The organism is Paenibacillus auburnensis, from assembly GCF_927798115.1.
Lineage (GTDB): Bacteria > Bacillota > Bacilli > Paenibacillales > Paenibacillaceae > Paenibacillus_AQ > Paenibacillus_AQ auburnensis.
Map to the genome: position 1 here is coordinate 1 of NZ_CAKMMG010000011.1, position 14,588 is coordinate 14,588.

The 14,588-nt window shown below is 47.1% G+C and carries 8 protein-coding genes, 12 tRNA genes and 1 rRNA gene; all 21 read left to right on the top strand.

The features are described from left to right. Positions 1-4: 4 nt before the first annotated feature. The 21 genes from rrf to L6H70_RS24870 all read left to right on the top strand — a co-directional run bounded on the left by rrf (position 5) and on the right by L6H70_RS24870 (position 14,553). Positions 5-121: ribosomal RNA gene (rrf, locus tag L6H70_RS24770) — 5S ribosomal RNA — on the top strand. Between the two features lie 9 nt (positions 122-130). Next, a tRNA-Asn gene (locus L6H70_RS24775) sits at positions 131-206 on the top strand. A gap of 1 nt (position 207) precedes the next feature. Continuing rightward, positions 208-283: transfer RNA gene (locus L6H70_RS24780), tRNA-Thr, on the top strand. A gap of 11 nt (positions 284-294) precedes the next feature. Beyond that, positions 295-369 (top strand) — tRNA-Glu (locus L6H70_RS24785). A gap of 37 nt (positions 370-406) precedes the next feature. Next, positions 407-482 (top strand) — tRNA-Val (locus L6H70_RS24790). 52 nt (positions 483-534) lie between these two features. Next, positions 535-608, top strand: a tRNA-Gln gene (locus L6H70_RS24795). 5 nt (positions 609-613) lie between these two features. Next, positions 614-686, top strand: a tRNA-Lys gene (locus tag L6H70_RS24800). Positions 687-709: 23 nt separating this feature from the next. Next, a tRNA-Leu gene (locus tag L6H70_RS24805) sits at positions 710-793 on the top strand. Positions 794-800: 7 nt separating this feature from the next. Further along, positions 801-875, top strand: a tRNA-Gly gene (locus tag L6H70_RS24810). 8 nt (positions 876-883) lie between these two features. After that, positions 884-960: transfer RNA gene (locus L6H70_RS24815), tRNA-Arg, on the top strand. 35 nt (positions 961-995) lie between these two features. Continuing rightward, a tRNA-Pro gene (locus L6H70_RS24820) sits at positions 996-1,069 on the top strand. An 11-nt stretch (positions 1,070-1,080) separates the two neighbouring features. After that, positions 1,081-1,154, top strand: a tRNA-Gly gene (locus L6H70_RS24825). A gap of 17 nt (positions 1,155-1,171) precedes the next feature. Next, a tRNA-Pro gene (locus L6H70_RS24830) sits at positions 1,172-1,245 on the top strand. A gap of 378 nt (positions 1,246-1,623) precedes the next feature. Then, a complete protein-coding gene (gene ppc, locus L6H70_RS24835) occupies positions 1,624-4,416 on the top strand; it encodes a phosphoenolpyruvate carboxylase (RefSeq protein ID WP_236336861.1) in 2,793 nt (930 codons plus the stop codon). Between the two features lie 460 nt (positions 4,417-4,876). After that, entirely contained in the window at positions 4,877-5,443 is a 567-nt protein-coding gene (gene sigW / locus L6H70_RS24840; protein ID WP_054943560.1) for an RNA polymerase sigma factor SigW, read from the top strand. 121 nt (positions 5,444-5,564) lie between these two features. Further along, on the top strand, positions 5,565-6,179 hold the full coding sequence (locus L6H70_RS24845) for a zf-HC2 domain-containing protein (RefSeq protein WP_236336862.1): 615 nt from the start codon (positions 5,565-5,567) through the stop codon (positions 6,177-6,179). Positions 6,180-6,386: 207 nt separating this feature from the next. Beyond that, positions 6,387-7,217, top strand: coding sequence for a diadenylate cyclase CdaA (gene cdaA / locus L6H70_RS24850; protein ID WP_236336863.1), 831 nt, complete (start codon positions 6,387-6,389; stop codon positions 7,215-7,217). Beyond that, positions 7,210-8,655 carry a CdaR family protein gene (locus L6H70_RS24855; protein ID WP_236336864.1) on the top strand — a complete coding sequence of 482 codons (1,446 nt, stop codon included), beginning with the start codon at positions 7,210-7,212 and terminating at the stop codon, positions 8,653-8,655. Before cdaA ends, L6H70_RS24855 begins: the two co-directional genes overlap by 8 nt. A gap of 110 nt (positions 8,656-8,765) precedes the next feature. Continuing rightward, positions 8,766-10,106 (top strand): phosphoglucosamine mutase, encoded by a 1,341-nt coding sequence (gene glmM, locus L6H70_RS24860; RefSeq protein WP_206102140.1) that lies wholly within the window; start codon positions 8,766-8,768, stop codon positions 10,104-10,106. A gap of 644 nt (positions 10,107-10,750) precedes the next feature. Further along, a complete protein-coding gene (gene glmS, locus L6H70_RS24865) occupies positions 10,751-12,583 on the top strand; it encodes a glutamine--fructose-6-phosphate transaminase (isomerizing) (protein ID WP_236336865.1) in 1,833 nt (610 codons plus the stop codon). A gap of 230 nt (positions 12,584-12,813) precedes the next feature. Next, on the top strand, positions 12,814-14,553 hold the full coding sequence (locus tag L6H70_RS24870; RefSeq protein ID WP_236337023.1) for an ABC-F family ATP-binding cassette domain-containing protein: 1,740 nt from the start codon (positions 12,814-12,816) through the stop codon (positions 14,551-14,553). The last annotated feature ends 35 nt before the right edge of the window (positions 14,554-14,588 follow it).

Sequence of the window (14,588 nt, forward strand, 5' to 3'; positions counted from 1 at the left end):
CCCGTTTGGTGGCGATAGCGGAAGGGTTCCACGCGTACCCATCCCGAACACGACCGTTAAGCCTTCCAGCGCCGATGGTACTTGGACCGAAGGGTCCTGGGAGAGTAGGACGCCGCCAAGCGGACAATATTCCCTGATAGCTCAGTTGGTAGAGCACTCGACTGTTAATCGAGTTGTCACAGGTTCGAGTCCTGTTCGGGGAGCCATGCTCTCATAGCTCAGCAGGTAGAGTGCTTCCATGGTAAGGAAGAGGTCACCGGTTCGAATCCGGTTGAGAGCTCCACAGATTTACAAGGCCCGTTGGTCAAGGGGTTAAGACACCTCCCTTTCACGGAGGTAACATGGGTTCGAATCCCATACGGGTCACCAATTATTATTTATCTTCACCCTTTGAGGGCATACATATGGAGGCTTAGCTCAGCTGGGAGAGCATCTGCCTTACAAGCAGAGGGTCGGGGGTTCGAACCCCTCAGCCTCCACCATAATCGTCCTCATATTTGAAGAGATTATGGGCAATCTATAAGTATCCATCATAGGGGATTCGCCAAGTGGTAAGGCAACGGACTCTGACTCCGTCATCATAGGTTCGAATCCTATATCCCCTGCCAAATGCGAGCCATTAGCTCAGTTGGTAGAGCACCTGACTTTTAATCAGGGTGTCGAAGGTTCGAGTCCTTCATGGCTCACTTTGATTAAAAACTTGTACTATGCGCGTGTGGCGGAATGGCAGACGCACCAGACTTAGGATCTGGCGTCGTAAGACGTGGGGGTTCAAGTCCCTTCACGCGCACCACTTATTTGCGGACGTGGCTCAGCGGTAGAGCATCGCCTTGCCAAGGCGAGGGTCGCGGGTTCGATTCCCGTCGTCCGCTCCATAATTTTTGCGCCCTTAGCTCAGCTGGATAGAGCGTTTGACTACGAATCAAAAGGTCGGGAGTTCGAATCTCTCAGGGCGCGCCATTCTATATTTTTTCTATGAATCATCAATATATTAACGGGATGTAGCTCAGCTTGGTAGAGCACCTGGTTTGGGACCAGGGGGTCGCATGTTCAAATCGTGTCATCCCGATTTTCACCTTTGCGGGTGTAGTTCAATGGTAGAACTTCAGCCTTCCAAGCTGATAGCGTGGGTTCGATTCCCATCACCCGCTCCATAATTTTATATCTTTTTCGGGATGTAGCTCAGCTTGGTAGAGCACCTGGTTTGGGACCAGGGGGTCGCATGTTCAAATCGTGTCATCCCGATACTTCAGCCTAGGCTGACAAAACTCTTACTCCGGTAGGAGTTTTTTGTTATAAATATTAAACTTCGCTTGCCTCTCATAGGATATCATAAACCCCGATTTCTATTCTTCTTCAATCCGTGTATAATGCAATCAATACCTACACGCTGTGTAAACCTTGCACATAAATACGGATTAACTCAGCCATTCTAATTTTGTATAGGTACATAAATATTTTATGACTGTATAATGAATGAATTTGGTGTATAATCGGAATTACTGCAACGCTTTACAGCGTAATAAGTTGGAGATTTCCTAGTGGTTTTACTGTATGATATGAGGAAAGCTTCAAATAGACAATGTTAAGGACATTGATCCGGAAGAGGATGGGGGGAGCAGCATGACCGAACTTACGACAGCTGTCAGCAAAAGCAATTCCAACAATCTGCTGCGGCGTGACGTACGGTTCCTGGGGAATATCTTGGGCGAAGTCTTGGTACATCAAGGCGGCAACGAATTGCTGGAGATCGTAGAGAAGATCCGCGAAACCAGTAAATCACTGCGCTCATTGTTTTTGCCTGAACTGCACAATGAATTTAAAGAGCTGATTAATTCACTGGATCCTGAAAATCGTCACCAAGTGATACGGGCGTTCGCCATTTATTTTCAACTGGTGAATATCGCCGAGCAGAATCACCGGATTCGCCGTAAGCGTGACTATGAACGCTCAGCAGGGGACACGGTACAGCCGGGTTCTATCGAAAGTGCGATTCAAGAGCTACGCGAACGGGATTTCTCCCAAGAGGATGTTCATGAGATTATGAACGGTCTTTCTTTGGAGCTGGTCATGACGGCTCACCCTACGGAAGCAATGCGGCGGGCAATTCTCGATATTCATAAACGGATATCTGACGATGTGATGGGCTTAGACAATCCAACGTTAACGTTCCGTGAACGGGAACAGCTCCGCGAGAAGCTGCTGAATGAAGTCATTACCCTGTGGCAGACGGATGAACTGCGCGACCGTAAACCTACTGTGCTCGATGAAGTACGCAATGGGATGTACTATTTCCATGAGACGATCTTCCAAGTGCTGCCGGATGTGTATCAAGAGCTTGAACGATGTTTGAGTAAATATTATCCGGGTCAGAACTGGCACGTGCCGACTTATCTGCGTTTTGGATCATGGATCGGCGGGGACCGCGACGGTAATCCTTCGGTAACAGCCGCTGTTACTCTTCAGACACTGCGTTTGCAGCGTAAACTTGCGATCCGGGAATATCAGCGTATTATGCGTGAACTAATGCAGTATCTGAGCTTTAGTACAAGCATCGTCAGTGTCACTAACGAACTGGTGGATTCCATCGAAAAAGACCGGAACATCATTAACCTCAACCGGGTCGATGCCTGGCGTAATGATAATGAGCCTTACCGGATCAAGCTAAGCTATATGATCTCAAAGACACAAAATGTGCTTGATGATGAGAAAAAAGGCACTCCAGAGCGCTACTCATCACCGCAGCAATTCATAGATGATTTGAACGTGATTGACCGCAGCCTGCGTCACCACTATGCTGATTATGTTGCGGACACTTATATTAAGAAGCTAATCCGTCAGGTGGAGCTGTTCGGCTTCCACACTGCGGCTCTGGATGTCCGCCAGCATAGTCAGGAACATGAAAATGCAATGGCAGAAATTCTGGCTAAAATGAACATCACGCAGGATTATGCCAACATGCCGGAAACGGAAAAGGTAAAGCTGCTGGAATCGCTGCTCAATGATCCGCGTCCGCTGACTTCTCCGTACCAGTCATATAGTGAGAGTACAGAGGAATGCCTCGCGGTGTACCGTACGATTTTTATGGCACAGGAGGAATACGGCAAACAGTGCATTACCAGTTACCTGATTAGTATGGCAGAAGCGGCCAGCGACATTCTGGAGGTTATGGTATTCTCCAAAGAGGTTGGCTTGTTCCGCAAAGACAATGATGGAACGGTCGTCTGCACTTTGCAGGCAGTGCCGCTCTTTGAGACGATTGATGACCTGCATGATGCACCTGAGATTATGAAGACACTGCTCAACATGCCGATTTATCGTGAAGCGGTTAGAGCGATGAACGATCTCCAGGAAATTATGCTCGGTTATTCCGATAGCAATAAAGACGGCGGTGTGGTGACTGCGAACTGGGAACTGCGTGTAGCCCTCAAGCAAATTACCGCTACGGCAGATGAATTCGGCATCAAGCTGAAGTTCTTCCATGGACGCGGCGGTGCACTCGGACGCGGCGGCATGCCGCTGAACCGCAGTATTCTTGCCCAGCCTGCTTCAACCATTGGCGGGGGGATTAAGATTACCGAGCAGGGTGAAGTGATTTCTTCCCGGTATTCGATGAAGGGTATTGCTTACCGGAGTCTAGAGCAAGCTACCTCAGCACTGGTGACTGCAGCTATTCATGCTAGAATGCCTCAAGCTGATCTGTATGAAGCCAAATGGGATGAAATTGTGGCCCGCATCTCCGAGGTTTCATTAAACAAATACCAGGATCTGATCTTCCGTGATCCGGATTTCCTGACTTTCTTCAAGGAGTCGACACCTCTGCCTGAGGTTGGAGAACTTAATATTGGTTCACGCCCTTCCAAACGGAAGAACAGTGACCGCTTCGAGGACCTGCGTGCAATTCCATGGGTGTTTGCATGGACGCAGAGCCGTTACCTGCTTCCTGCCTGGTATGCTGCCGGAACCGGACTGCAGAGCTTCTACGAGGGGAAAGAAGAGAACCTGAAGATCATGCAGACTATGTATGAGAACTTCTCCTTCTTTACCACGCTGATTGATACGCTGCAAATGGCGATTGCTAAGGCCGATCTGGTTATTGCCAAGGAATACGCCACCATGGGCAAAAATGACGAATCCCGCCAGCGGATCTTCGGTCAGATTGAAGCAGAGTTCAAACTGACTTCAGAACTGATTCTTAAGATCACCGGCCAGCAGGATATTCTGGATAACGTTCCGGTTATCCAGGAATCCATCCGTCTGCGCAACCCTTACGTTGACCCGCTCAGCTACCTTCAGGTGCAGCTGTTATCAGAGCTCAGAGCCCTGCGTGAAGTTGAGGGTGACGACGCTGAACTGCTGCGTGAGGTACTGCTTACGATCAACGGCATTGCCGCCGGTCTCCGGAATACGGGCTGATACCTGAATTGTCCAGACCTGATTCTTTCGAAGCCGGCCCCGCCGCTTCATACTAACCCCCGTCCGCCTCTCTCAATGAGGCGGACGGGGGTTTTGTATTGTTTTGGTGCCAGAAGGGAATGTGGGCAAGCAACAATGCATTGGAGCGTAACGCTGATGAAGTGGCGGAGAGATAGTTTGGAACTGGAGGAGCGGCAGCGTTCGCCTTTATTGTCTGACCTCTACCGTGCACAACGGTTATAATCAGGAAATCTGAAAATAACAGCGACCGGAAGTCCAAAGCTTTCTCGAAGCAAGCTAAGCAGCGTACTTTAGGTATGAATGTTTCTGCACAGATTCTGCACAAGGTAACAATACTATCCTTGATTTTTACTGAAACTTGAATTACGATTTAAATGCTTGTACCGTGGACATTCAAGAGATGGAATACCAAGGGCGGCAGGTCTGGGGGAGTTAACAGGTGGAGAATTTGGAAGGCAGATTGACAAAGCTCGCCTTGAAAGGCGACCAAAGGGCATTTGCCGAGCTTGTGGAACTATATAAAGACAAGATATATCATCTGGCTTACCGGATGCTGAACAACCGTCACGAAGCGGAGGATATTGTTCAGGAAACTTTTTTGCGTGTATACCGAAATTTAGACCGTTATGATGATAAACAGAAGTTTTCAACATGGATTTATAGGATTGGAACGAATCTCTGTATAGACAGGCTGCGTAAACGGAAACCGACGTATTCGCTCGATGCTGAAATGAACGATCAGGAAGGCATTGACGGCTATTCGATGATTCCTAGTGACAATGTGACCCCTGAGACCGAACTGCTGCTCTCAGAGACGCAGGGGCTGATCTATGAGGCTATTGACAGTTTGCCCGTGAAATACAGGTCTGTAATGATTTTGCGCTATTTGCAGGATTTGTCGCTACAGGAGATCAGCGATGTGCTGGATATGCCGGTAACGACAATTAAGACCCGTGTACATCGCGGACGTGAATTTTTACGTAAAAAATTAGGCCCTAAATTGTAAAAATTGATGTTTTTTTTGAAACGTCTTTCCGGGAGCACCGTATGTAAGTTAAGCAAGTCTTATGCGCCCTGCCCCTTTGCCTTGAAATAATTAAATAGCACTCATGAAAGGATTGGCTCCTATGGAATGCAAACTGGCCGTCTCTATGATGCATGATTACTTGGATGACGACTTGCCCGAACTGCAGCAGAGGGAATTGAAGGAGCATCTTCTATCCTGTCCGGATTGCCGTGCAAAGTTCAAAGAACTGGAACAAACCGATATGCTGATGTTCTCCCTGATGCACCAGAACCCTGTGGCTTCAGAGGATCTTGTAGGCCGGATTATGAACTCATTACCGAAACCCAAGAAGGAGAAAGCCTTTATCACCTGGATCAAAAGACATCCTGCCCTTACGGCGGCGTCCTTATTTATTCTTGTGATGCTGATGAGCTCCGTTACTTTTTGGAATCAGGATGGGCAGCTTGTCGTCAGAGGCGCTGACCTCGACCAGGTTGTAATTAAAGGGGATACAGTGATCGTACCCTCCGGCAAAACAATATCAGGCGATCTCACAGTGGAGAATGGCCAAACCCAGGTATACGGTGAAGTTGACGGTAATGTAACGGTAATTGACGGGTCTCTCTATAAGGCATCAACAGCTCATATTTCCGGGCAAGTCAAAAGCATAGACCAAGCGGTAAGTTGGCTCTGGTATAAAGTGACGAACATGTTCTCTGAAGTTGCCTACCGTTAATACCATGGCCCTTTATGCAGAAATATTATTTGCGCCTCTTTTTCCGGAAAGATGGCGCTTTTTTGTTGCCTGAAAATTCCATTATCAGAAATCTCCAGGCAGCTAAACTTGCAACCTGAGCGTGAACGTTATAACCTAGATATGATACAGATCTTACAGACAATTTACATAAACCCAGCTAATATGAAATGACGGGGGTTTTAGGCAATGAGTTATTTTACCGACCTAACATGGAAAGAATCCATTAAAGATATAATTGATATTCTAATCGTCAGCTATATTATCTACAAAGTCCTGAACATGGTCCGCGGTACGCGGGCAGTTCAGCTGCTTAAGGGGATACTGGTGCTGGTCATCATTTGGGCGCTGAGCACCCTCCTGGATTTGTATACCCTGAAATGGCTTATGAACCAGATTTTCACCTTCGGGATATTTGCAATCTTTATCATCTTTCAGCCGGAACTGCGCAGGGGGCTGGAGCAGCTTGGGCGGGGTAAGTTTTTTGGGCGGGCTTCAGAGAATGATGAGGAGATCAGCAGATTAATCGGTGAAGTCATTAAGGCCGTGAATTATTTAGCACAGAGAAAGATTGGGGCATTAATTGTTTTTGAAAGAGACACGGGTCTTAATGAATATACCGAATCAGGCATTCCTATGCGTTCTGTCGTCAGTTCGGAGCTGCTGATCAACATCTTTATTCCCAATACGCCGCTGCATGATGGTGCTCTGATTATGCAGGAGGGGCAAATTGCTGCCGCTGCCTGTTATCTCCCCTTATCGGAGAATCCATTCATCAGCAAAGAGCTGGGGACACGCCACCGCGCGGCCATCGGGATCAGTGAAGTGGCGGACTCTGTATCTGTTGTGGTATCAGAAGAGACCGGACAGATTTCTCTGGCGATTAATGGACAAATTGTTCGGGATATTAAGGAAGAATCGCTCATCTCCAAGCTTCATCAGGAACTGAGCGCATCTTCCCCGCTGAAGGAGAAGAGCTCTGCTTTCTGGAAACGGAGAGGGGGCAAAAACAATGGATAAGTGGATGAAGAATAATAACTTCAACAAAATTCTTGCTCTTGTCTTCGGCGTTATTTTATGGACAATTGTGCATGTGGATACTGCGCCAACGAATCAGACCACAGTCAGCACGCAGTCCAAAATCATTGAGAATGTCAAAATAGAACAGGTTGGCATTGATAACGATAAGTATGTATACACCTTTGATGCGGATAGTGTAAGGATGGAGGTCAGGGGGAAAAACTCTGATCTTAATTTCAAACTATCGGATGCCTACAACGTTATGGTCGATTTAAGTGATGTCGGACCCGGGGATACTACGCTTCCGCTGAATTACGACCTTCCCAGCGGAGTATCCCTGGTCGAAATGATACCGCATGAGGTAAATGTGCATGTGGAGCTGCGGAATACCAAGTCTTTTCCGGTTACTCTGGTCACTAATGGTAAGCCTGCAGAAGGCTACCAGCTAGGTACAGCGGTTATTGATCCTGCCGAGGTAGAAGTAACGCTTCCGGCCAGTGAACTGGGTAATGTGTCAAAGGTTCAGGGTACCCTTGAACTCGATGGGGATAGTGCAAACATTTCAGAGAAAAAAGTGAGGCTGGCGGCTTACGATAGCAGCGGTAATGAAATAAAGAACGCCGTTATTGAGCCTTCTATCGTGTCTGTAGAGCTGCCGATTACACTTCCGTTTAAAAGCTTGCCTCTTGATGTGAGCTTTACCGGCCAGCTGCCAGGTTCACTCGTACTGTCGCGGGTCACTCCTGAGGTGGATACGATTATGGCATACGGGAGTGAGGAAGCACTCGCCGGATTATCCTCTTATGAGGCATCGCTGGATTTGAGCTCCATTAAATCGGCTGGTACAGAGCAGGTAAAGCTGGACCTTAAACCGCCGGAGGGAACCGCAAAAATCGAACCCGCGGCGGTAAGTGTCACTGTCTCTGTTGCCCAAATTGCCGAGCGGACAATGGAGAATATTCCGATTAAGCTGGAGGGTGTGGGCAGCGGCCTCACAGCGGTCGTAACGGATCCCGCTGCCAAAGCGGTTACGCTGACTTTATCCGGGGCCCCAACACTGCTGGATCAGCTCGATCAGGACAATATTAGCGTTGTTGCGGATGTTGGAGGTCTGTCCGCTGGTGTTCATCAGGTATCTCTGCAAATCTCGGTGCCGCGGTTCATATCACTGGTCAATTCTTCACAGCCGCATATAGTTACTATAGATCTGCAAGCGCCAGCCACGCCGGGGACTACAGATAAACCCAATACAGGGAGTGCCCCCACCCCGGAGCCGAGCTCTGAGCCTGTCTCCGGGGAAGAGGCAAATACTGAACCTTCCAATAGCGGAGGTGCAGCCACTGCGACCCCAGCCCCTACAGCTAGCACTTCGGAGAACAGCAGTACTCCTGCCGGCACCGGGAATGCCAATAATGCAGCGAGTACCGGCGGAACGTAACTTTTTATAGGAGAACACGTCTATCTTACAGTAGTATGGTTACACAGAATCAGGATTCTTTCATACAATAATTCATTAAGCTAATGTAGCGTATTTAAAGGAGAAAAAAGATGGGTAAGTATTTTGGAACTGACGGTGTGCGCGGAGTCGCAAACCAGGAATTGACAGCAGAAATGGCTTATAGTATTGGCCGCTGCGGTGGTTATGTACTGGCAGGGAATGTAGAGAAGCCAAAAGTGGTTATCGGTATGGATACACGTATTTCCGGTCCGCTGCTGGAATCAGCACTTGTAGCCGGATTATTGTCTATTGGTGCCCATGTTATCCGTATAGGTGTTGTAAGTACACCTGCTGTAGCATATATTACCAGATTGCTGAAAGCTGATGCGGGTGTAATGATTTCGGCTTCACACAATCCGGTGGAGGACAACGGTATCAAGTTCTTCGGCGGAGACGGATTTAAGCTGACGGATGAAACGGAGCTGCGGATTGAAGAACTGATGGACGCAGAGAAGGATGAACTCCCCCGTCCAGTAGGCGCGGGTCTCGGTATGCTTACTGTGGACAACGACGCTAAGTACCTGTATCTGGAATACCTTAAGACAACGATTTCCAATCGTTTTGAAGGCATTAAGGTTGTATTGGACTGCGCGCACGGAGCGGCTTATGAGCTGGCCCCGCGGTTGTTCAAGGAGCTTGGTGCTGAGGTCATCTCTATTGGAGCAGAGCCGGACGGCCTCAACATTAATGACGGCTACGGTTCTACCCATCCGGAGAAGCTTCGTGAAGAAGTGCTGCGTCATGGCGCGGACTTGGGACTTGCCTTTGACGGCGATGCTGACCGTCTGATCGCTATTGATGAAACGGGCGAAGAGGTCGACGGTGACTTTATCCTCTGCATCTGCGGAGATGCTATGAACCGTGCTGGCAAGCTCAAAGATGCAACGATAGTCTCTACGGTCATGAGCAACATCGGCTTCTATAAAGCAACAGAGAAGCTGTCACTTAATACAGCCAAAACAGCTGTCGGTGACCGCTATGTGATGGAAGAAATGCGCCGTGGCGGCTATAACCTGGGTGGAGAGCAATCCGGTCATGTTATTTTCCTTGATTACAATACAACCGGTGATGGTATTCTGACTGCGATCCAGCTGGTTGATACGATGAAGGCTTCAGGGAAGAAGCTGAGCGTGCTGAAGTCAATGATGACTAAATATCCGCAGGTGCTCGTGAATGTGCGGGTACAGGATAAAACCAACTACCCGAACAATCCGGCCATTGAGGCGGCGATTCAAGAGGTAGAAGGTAAACTGGGTGACAATGGCCGCGTGCTGGTACGTCCTTCGGGAACAGAGCCGCTGATTCGTGTCATGGCAGAAGGCCCGGATAAGTCTGAGCTGGATCTGTATGTCGGACGAATTGTTGATGTTGTTCAGCGTGAATTGGTTTAATATACGTATAATATGATGGGCCAGCAGAGCCGGTGGACGGAGATAAGCTCTTCAACTGCCGGCTGTATGGCTATTATGTGAGTTTTTTTCTGCAAATTCCAAAGGTTTCAAGCATTATTGCATTGCCAAAAGTGATGTAAGGTGCATATAATGATTAGGTGTCATTCCAGAAGGAAAGCGGGGATAGTAAGGTTACAGCAATAGCAAGCGCCAGAGCTTGATCTTGCGCGGGGGAGAAGGGACAGCCGGAGCTGCCAGCTTTAGGGGCAAGGCTTGAACGGATCACGGCAGATGTAAGCTGACGAGGTGGAGGTGTTCGAAATGTTCGGCGGGGACCTCCCGGTGATGCACCAGAGCCGTAAATGGAAGCGGAAAATGAGAGGGCGACCTTTCACACAACGCTTTTGTGGGTGCAGGAAGAATTGAATTAACTCATGGGTATGCGCTAAACGGAAGAAACAGATGTTTCTGCTGCGGCAGAGGAGAAGACTGTGCATGTCATGAACCACCTATGCAGGTGACAGGTTTATTTTGTTGAGTGTCTCAAGACAACAGAATATTTGCTTATTCTCTAAACATGCCGCACGGCACGTTTCTTTCCTTATGCCGCCCACATTACGATAAATTGGACGGAGGAAAATATAATGTGTGGTATTGTAGGATATATTGGTAATCAGAATTCGCAGGGAATCTTGGTAGAGGGTTTGAAGAAGCTGGAGTACCGCGGGTATGATTCGGCAGGTATTGCCGTATTCACGAAGGATGGCCTGCAGGTTGTTAAGGCACAGGGCCGTATGGCTAACCTGGAGTCAAGACTTGAAGCTACTCCGCTGACAGGAAGTGCCGGAATCGGACACACCCGTTGGGCGACTCACGGTAAACCTTCCGACGAGAACTCCCACCCGCACACGGATGAAAGCCAAAAGTTCTCGGTCGTGCACAACGGGATTGTCGAAAACTACCTGGACCTCAAAGAAGAGCTGATTGCCGGCGGATGCCATTTCTCTTCCGAAACGGATACAGAGGTTATTTCCCATCTGATCGCCCGTGAATATGAAGGAGATATCGTTAAAGCTGTGCAAAAAGCGATTACTTTCATGCGCGGTGCGTTCGCACTTGGTGTTCTGACTGAATATGAGCCGGATAAACTGGTAGCTGTGCGTCAAGCCAGCCCGCTGATTATCGGTCTTGGTGAAGGCGAAAACTTTATCGGGTCGGATATTCCTGCTCTGCTGGAATACACCCGCAACGTATATATTTTGAACGACGGCGAAATGGCTGTATTGACACGGGATGCTGTCGAACTGATGACGATTGAAGGCAACTTTATTTCTCGGGAAATGATTACTGTCGATTGGGATGCTGTTACCGCAGAAAAAGGCGGCTACGAGCATTTCATGCTGAAAGAAATCCACGAGCAGCCTAAGGCTTACCGCGATACTATGCGCGGACGCATCAATGCTGAAGGCACTAAAGTGATTCTGCCAGAACTCAATCTGACTGAAGAACAAATCAAGAATATCCGCAACATCCAGATCGTTGCCTGCGGTACTGCATACAACGCTGGTCTTGTAGGACGCAACCTGATCGAGTCCCTGGTTCGTATTCCGGTAGAGAACGATATCGCTTCGGAATACCGTTACCGTGCTCCGATCGTAACACCTGAAACACTGGTTATCGTAGTCAGCCAATCCGGTGAAACTGCAGATACACTGGCTGCACTTCGTGAAGGTCAAGCAAATGGTGCGCATGTACTGGCAATCACCAACGTGGTGGGCAGCTCTATCGCACGGGAAGCTAATGATGTGCTGGTTACCCTGGCTGGACCGGAAATCGCTGTAGCTTCCACCAAAGCATATACTTCGCAGATTATCGCGTTCACACTGCTTGGTCTATACTTGGCTGAAGTTCGTGGTACGCAAACCGAAGAGCAGGTCGCTGAGATTCTTGCAGCCATGAACAAACTGCCTGAGCAGGTTGAAGAAGTTCTTGCACAGAAAGATGCTATCAAGACTTATGCGGAGCAAATCTCCGGGCACAAGCACCTGTTCTTCATCGGCCGCGGCGTAGACTACGCAGTAGCTCAAGAAGGCTCGCTGAAGCTGAAAGAAATCTCCTACATTCACTCTGAGGCCTATGCTGCAGGTGAACTGAAGCACGGAACACTGGCGCTGATCGAAGAAGGCGTACCGGTTATTGCCCTGGCAACCCAGGAATCCGTTCTGGAGAAAACTGTCAGCAACATCAAAGAAGTGAAAGCCCGCGGCGCAGACGTACTGGCGATCACTCACGAAGAGCATGTAACCGACCTGCTGAGATCCGTCGATCAGGCCTTCGTTATTCCTAAGACACTGCCTTTGCTGACTTCCGCGTTGTCGGTAGTCGTTACCCAATTGCTGGCTTACTACGCTTCGCTGGCCCTGGGCCACGATGTAGATAAACCACGTAACCTTGCGAAGAGTGTAACGGTGGAATAAGGGTTAGAGGGAAGAACTGAAATTATAATAGAGTTTTGTTGTTGTTCTACAAATATCATGGGCCGTCCTACAGTTAGGACGGTCCATTTTTATGTGAAAGGGGAATGATAATGAGGGCGATAGCTCGCCTAATGAAATGGTGATTGAAGTTGGCTGTAAACAGTGTTATTCTAGCTCTTCAAATACATCTAATATTAGTCACAAATTTAGTTATAAAGAAAGGTAATCCTATGATAAAAGTTGAAAACTTATCCTTCGCATTTCCGCAAAAAGAACTATATAAAAACATTTCATTTACGCTTGAAGAGGCACAACACTGCGCTTTTATTGGAACGAGTGGCAGCGGGAAAAGTACCCTGATCGATATACTAATGGATCCAGAAAGATATTTGTATGATGGCATGTTAGAGATAGCCCCAACTTGCACAATTGGGTATGTAAGTCAGTTCTCACAACCAGACAAATCTCAAGAAACAACAGTTTTTGAATACATCGGCGAAAAGTTTATTAAGATTCAAAATGAAATAAACTCTATTCTCACTGAAATGGAGACAGCCACAGATATTGATCCGTTGCTTGAAAAGTATCAATTAGCTTTAGATGCATTTGATTCAATGGGCGGGGATGATTACGAAAGCAACATTAATAAGAAACTAAACCTGGCAGACCTCATGAAGCTAAAAGAGGTTAGGGTTTCTGACCTGAGTGGCGGGGAATTCAAACTTATTCAAGTGATGAAGGAAATGCTTAATAGTCCGGACTTAATGATTATGGACGAGCCTGATGTATTTTTGGATTTTGAAAACCTTAATGCGCTTAAACATCTAATTAATTCTCACAAAGGCATTCTGCTGGTTGTTACGCACAACCGATATTTATTGAATCATTGTTTCAATAAAATCATTCACCTTGAAAACATGGAAATTCAAGAGTTTGACGGGCGATATATTGAATATAACTTCTCCTTACTTCAAACTAAAATTGAGCTGCAAGAACTCGCAGTAGCTGAAGAGGAAGAAATTAAGAGAAATGACAATATCATCGATAATCTTAGAGCTATCGCAACTTATAATTCCGAAGCATCCAGAGGGAAAGCCTTAAAAGCCAGGGTTAAATTTCAGGAAAGATTGGAAGCGCGCAGAATTAAAGCACCCTTCGTAGATATTAAGCAACCGGTTATCCGTTTCGGTGTGGATCATGAAATTGAAGATACCGTTGTTATAAGTGTTAATGATTATAGTATCGCCTTTGATGAGCTGCTTTTAGAAAATGTTAACTTTGAGATAAAATCTACGGATAAAGTAGCCCTAATCGGTCCAAACGGCACCGGGAAAACGACTTTACTCCGGGAGATCTATAAAAATAATCATGATTCCATTGAGATTAATGCTGATGTTAAAGTGGCTTATTTATCTCAGCTTCAAGGCGAAATGCTAAAGGATTCCAATACTATTCTTGAGGAATTCATTGAGGCCGGGTTTACCACTTATGATGAGATTAGATCGTATCTTTCAAACTATGGCTTTGAAGGAGAAATTGTTAATCAAAAGATAGAATCTATGTCCGGCGGAGAAAAAAACATGCTTCAATTGGCTAAAGTTGCTGCGAGTAAAGCAAACGTATTGCTTCTTGATGAACCGACAAGCCACTTAGACACCTATACACAAATAGCACTGGAGAAAGCCATTGAGGACTATCAGGGTGCGATTCTCATGATTTCTCATGATTTCTATTCTGTGGTGAATGGTATGGATTATGTTCTTATCATTGACGATAAGACGATTAGAAAAATGAGTATGCGAAAATTCAGAAAGATGATTTATGCCAGCCATTTTGATAAAGACTACTTAGAAACGGAACAACAGAAAAAATCAGTCGAAACAAAAATAGAAGTGGCTTTAAAAAATACTGATTTTGAACTGGCAAAAGTATTGGTTGAAGAGCTGGAAGAGCTGATTAAGCGGCTCTAAATCCTAATCCTCGGGTTGTAATGATTACAAGGTGG

What these genes read in the sequence shown, in the direction of transcription:
- ppc (WP_236336861.1), top strand. Translation starts at nt 1,624, where the DNA reads ATGACCGAACTTACGACAGCTGTCAGCAAAAGCAATTCCAACAATCTG.
- L6H70_RS24845 (WP_236336862.1), top strand. Translation starts at nt 5,565, where the DNA reads ATGGAATGCAAACTGGCCGTCTCTATGATGCATGATTACTTGGATGAC.
- cdaA (WP_236336863.1), top strand. Translation starts at nt 6,387, where the DNA reads ATGAGTTATTTTACCGACCTAACATGGAAAGAATCCATTAAAGATATA.
- L6H70_RS24855 (WP_236336864.1), top strand. Translation starts at nt 7,210, where the DNA reads ATGGATAAGTGGATGAAGAATAATAACTTCAACAAAATTCTTGCTCTT.
- glmM (WP_206102140.1), top strand. Translation starts at nt 8,766, where the DNA reads ATGGGTAAGTATTTTGGAACTGACGGTGTGCGCGGAGTCGCAAACCAG.
- glmS (WP_236336865.1), top strand. Translation starts at nt 10,751, where the DNA reads ATGTGTGGTATTGTAGGATATATTGGTAATCAGAATTCGCAGGGAATC.
- L6H70_RS24870 (WP_236337023.1), top strand. Translation starts at nt 12,814, where the DNA reads ATGATAAAAGTTGAAAACTTATCCTTCGCATTTCCGCAAAAAGAACTA.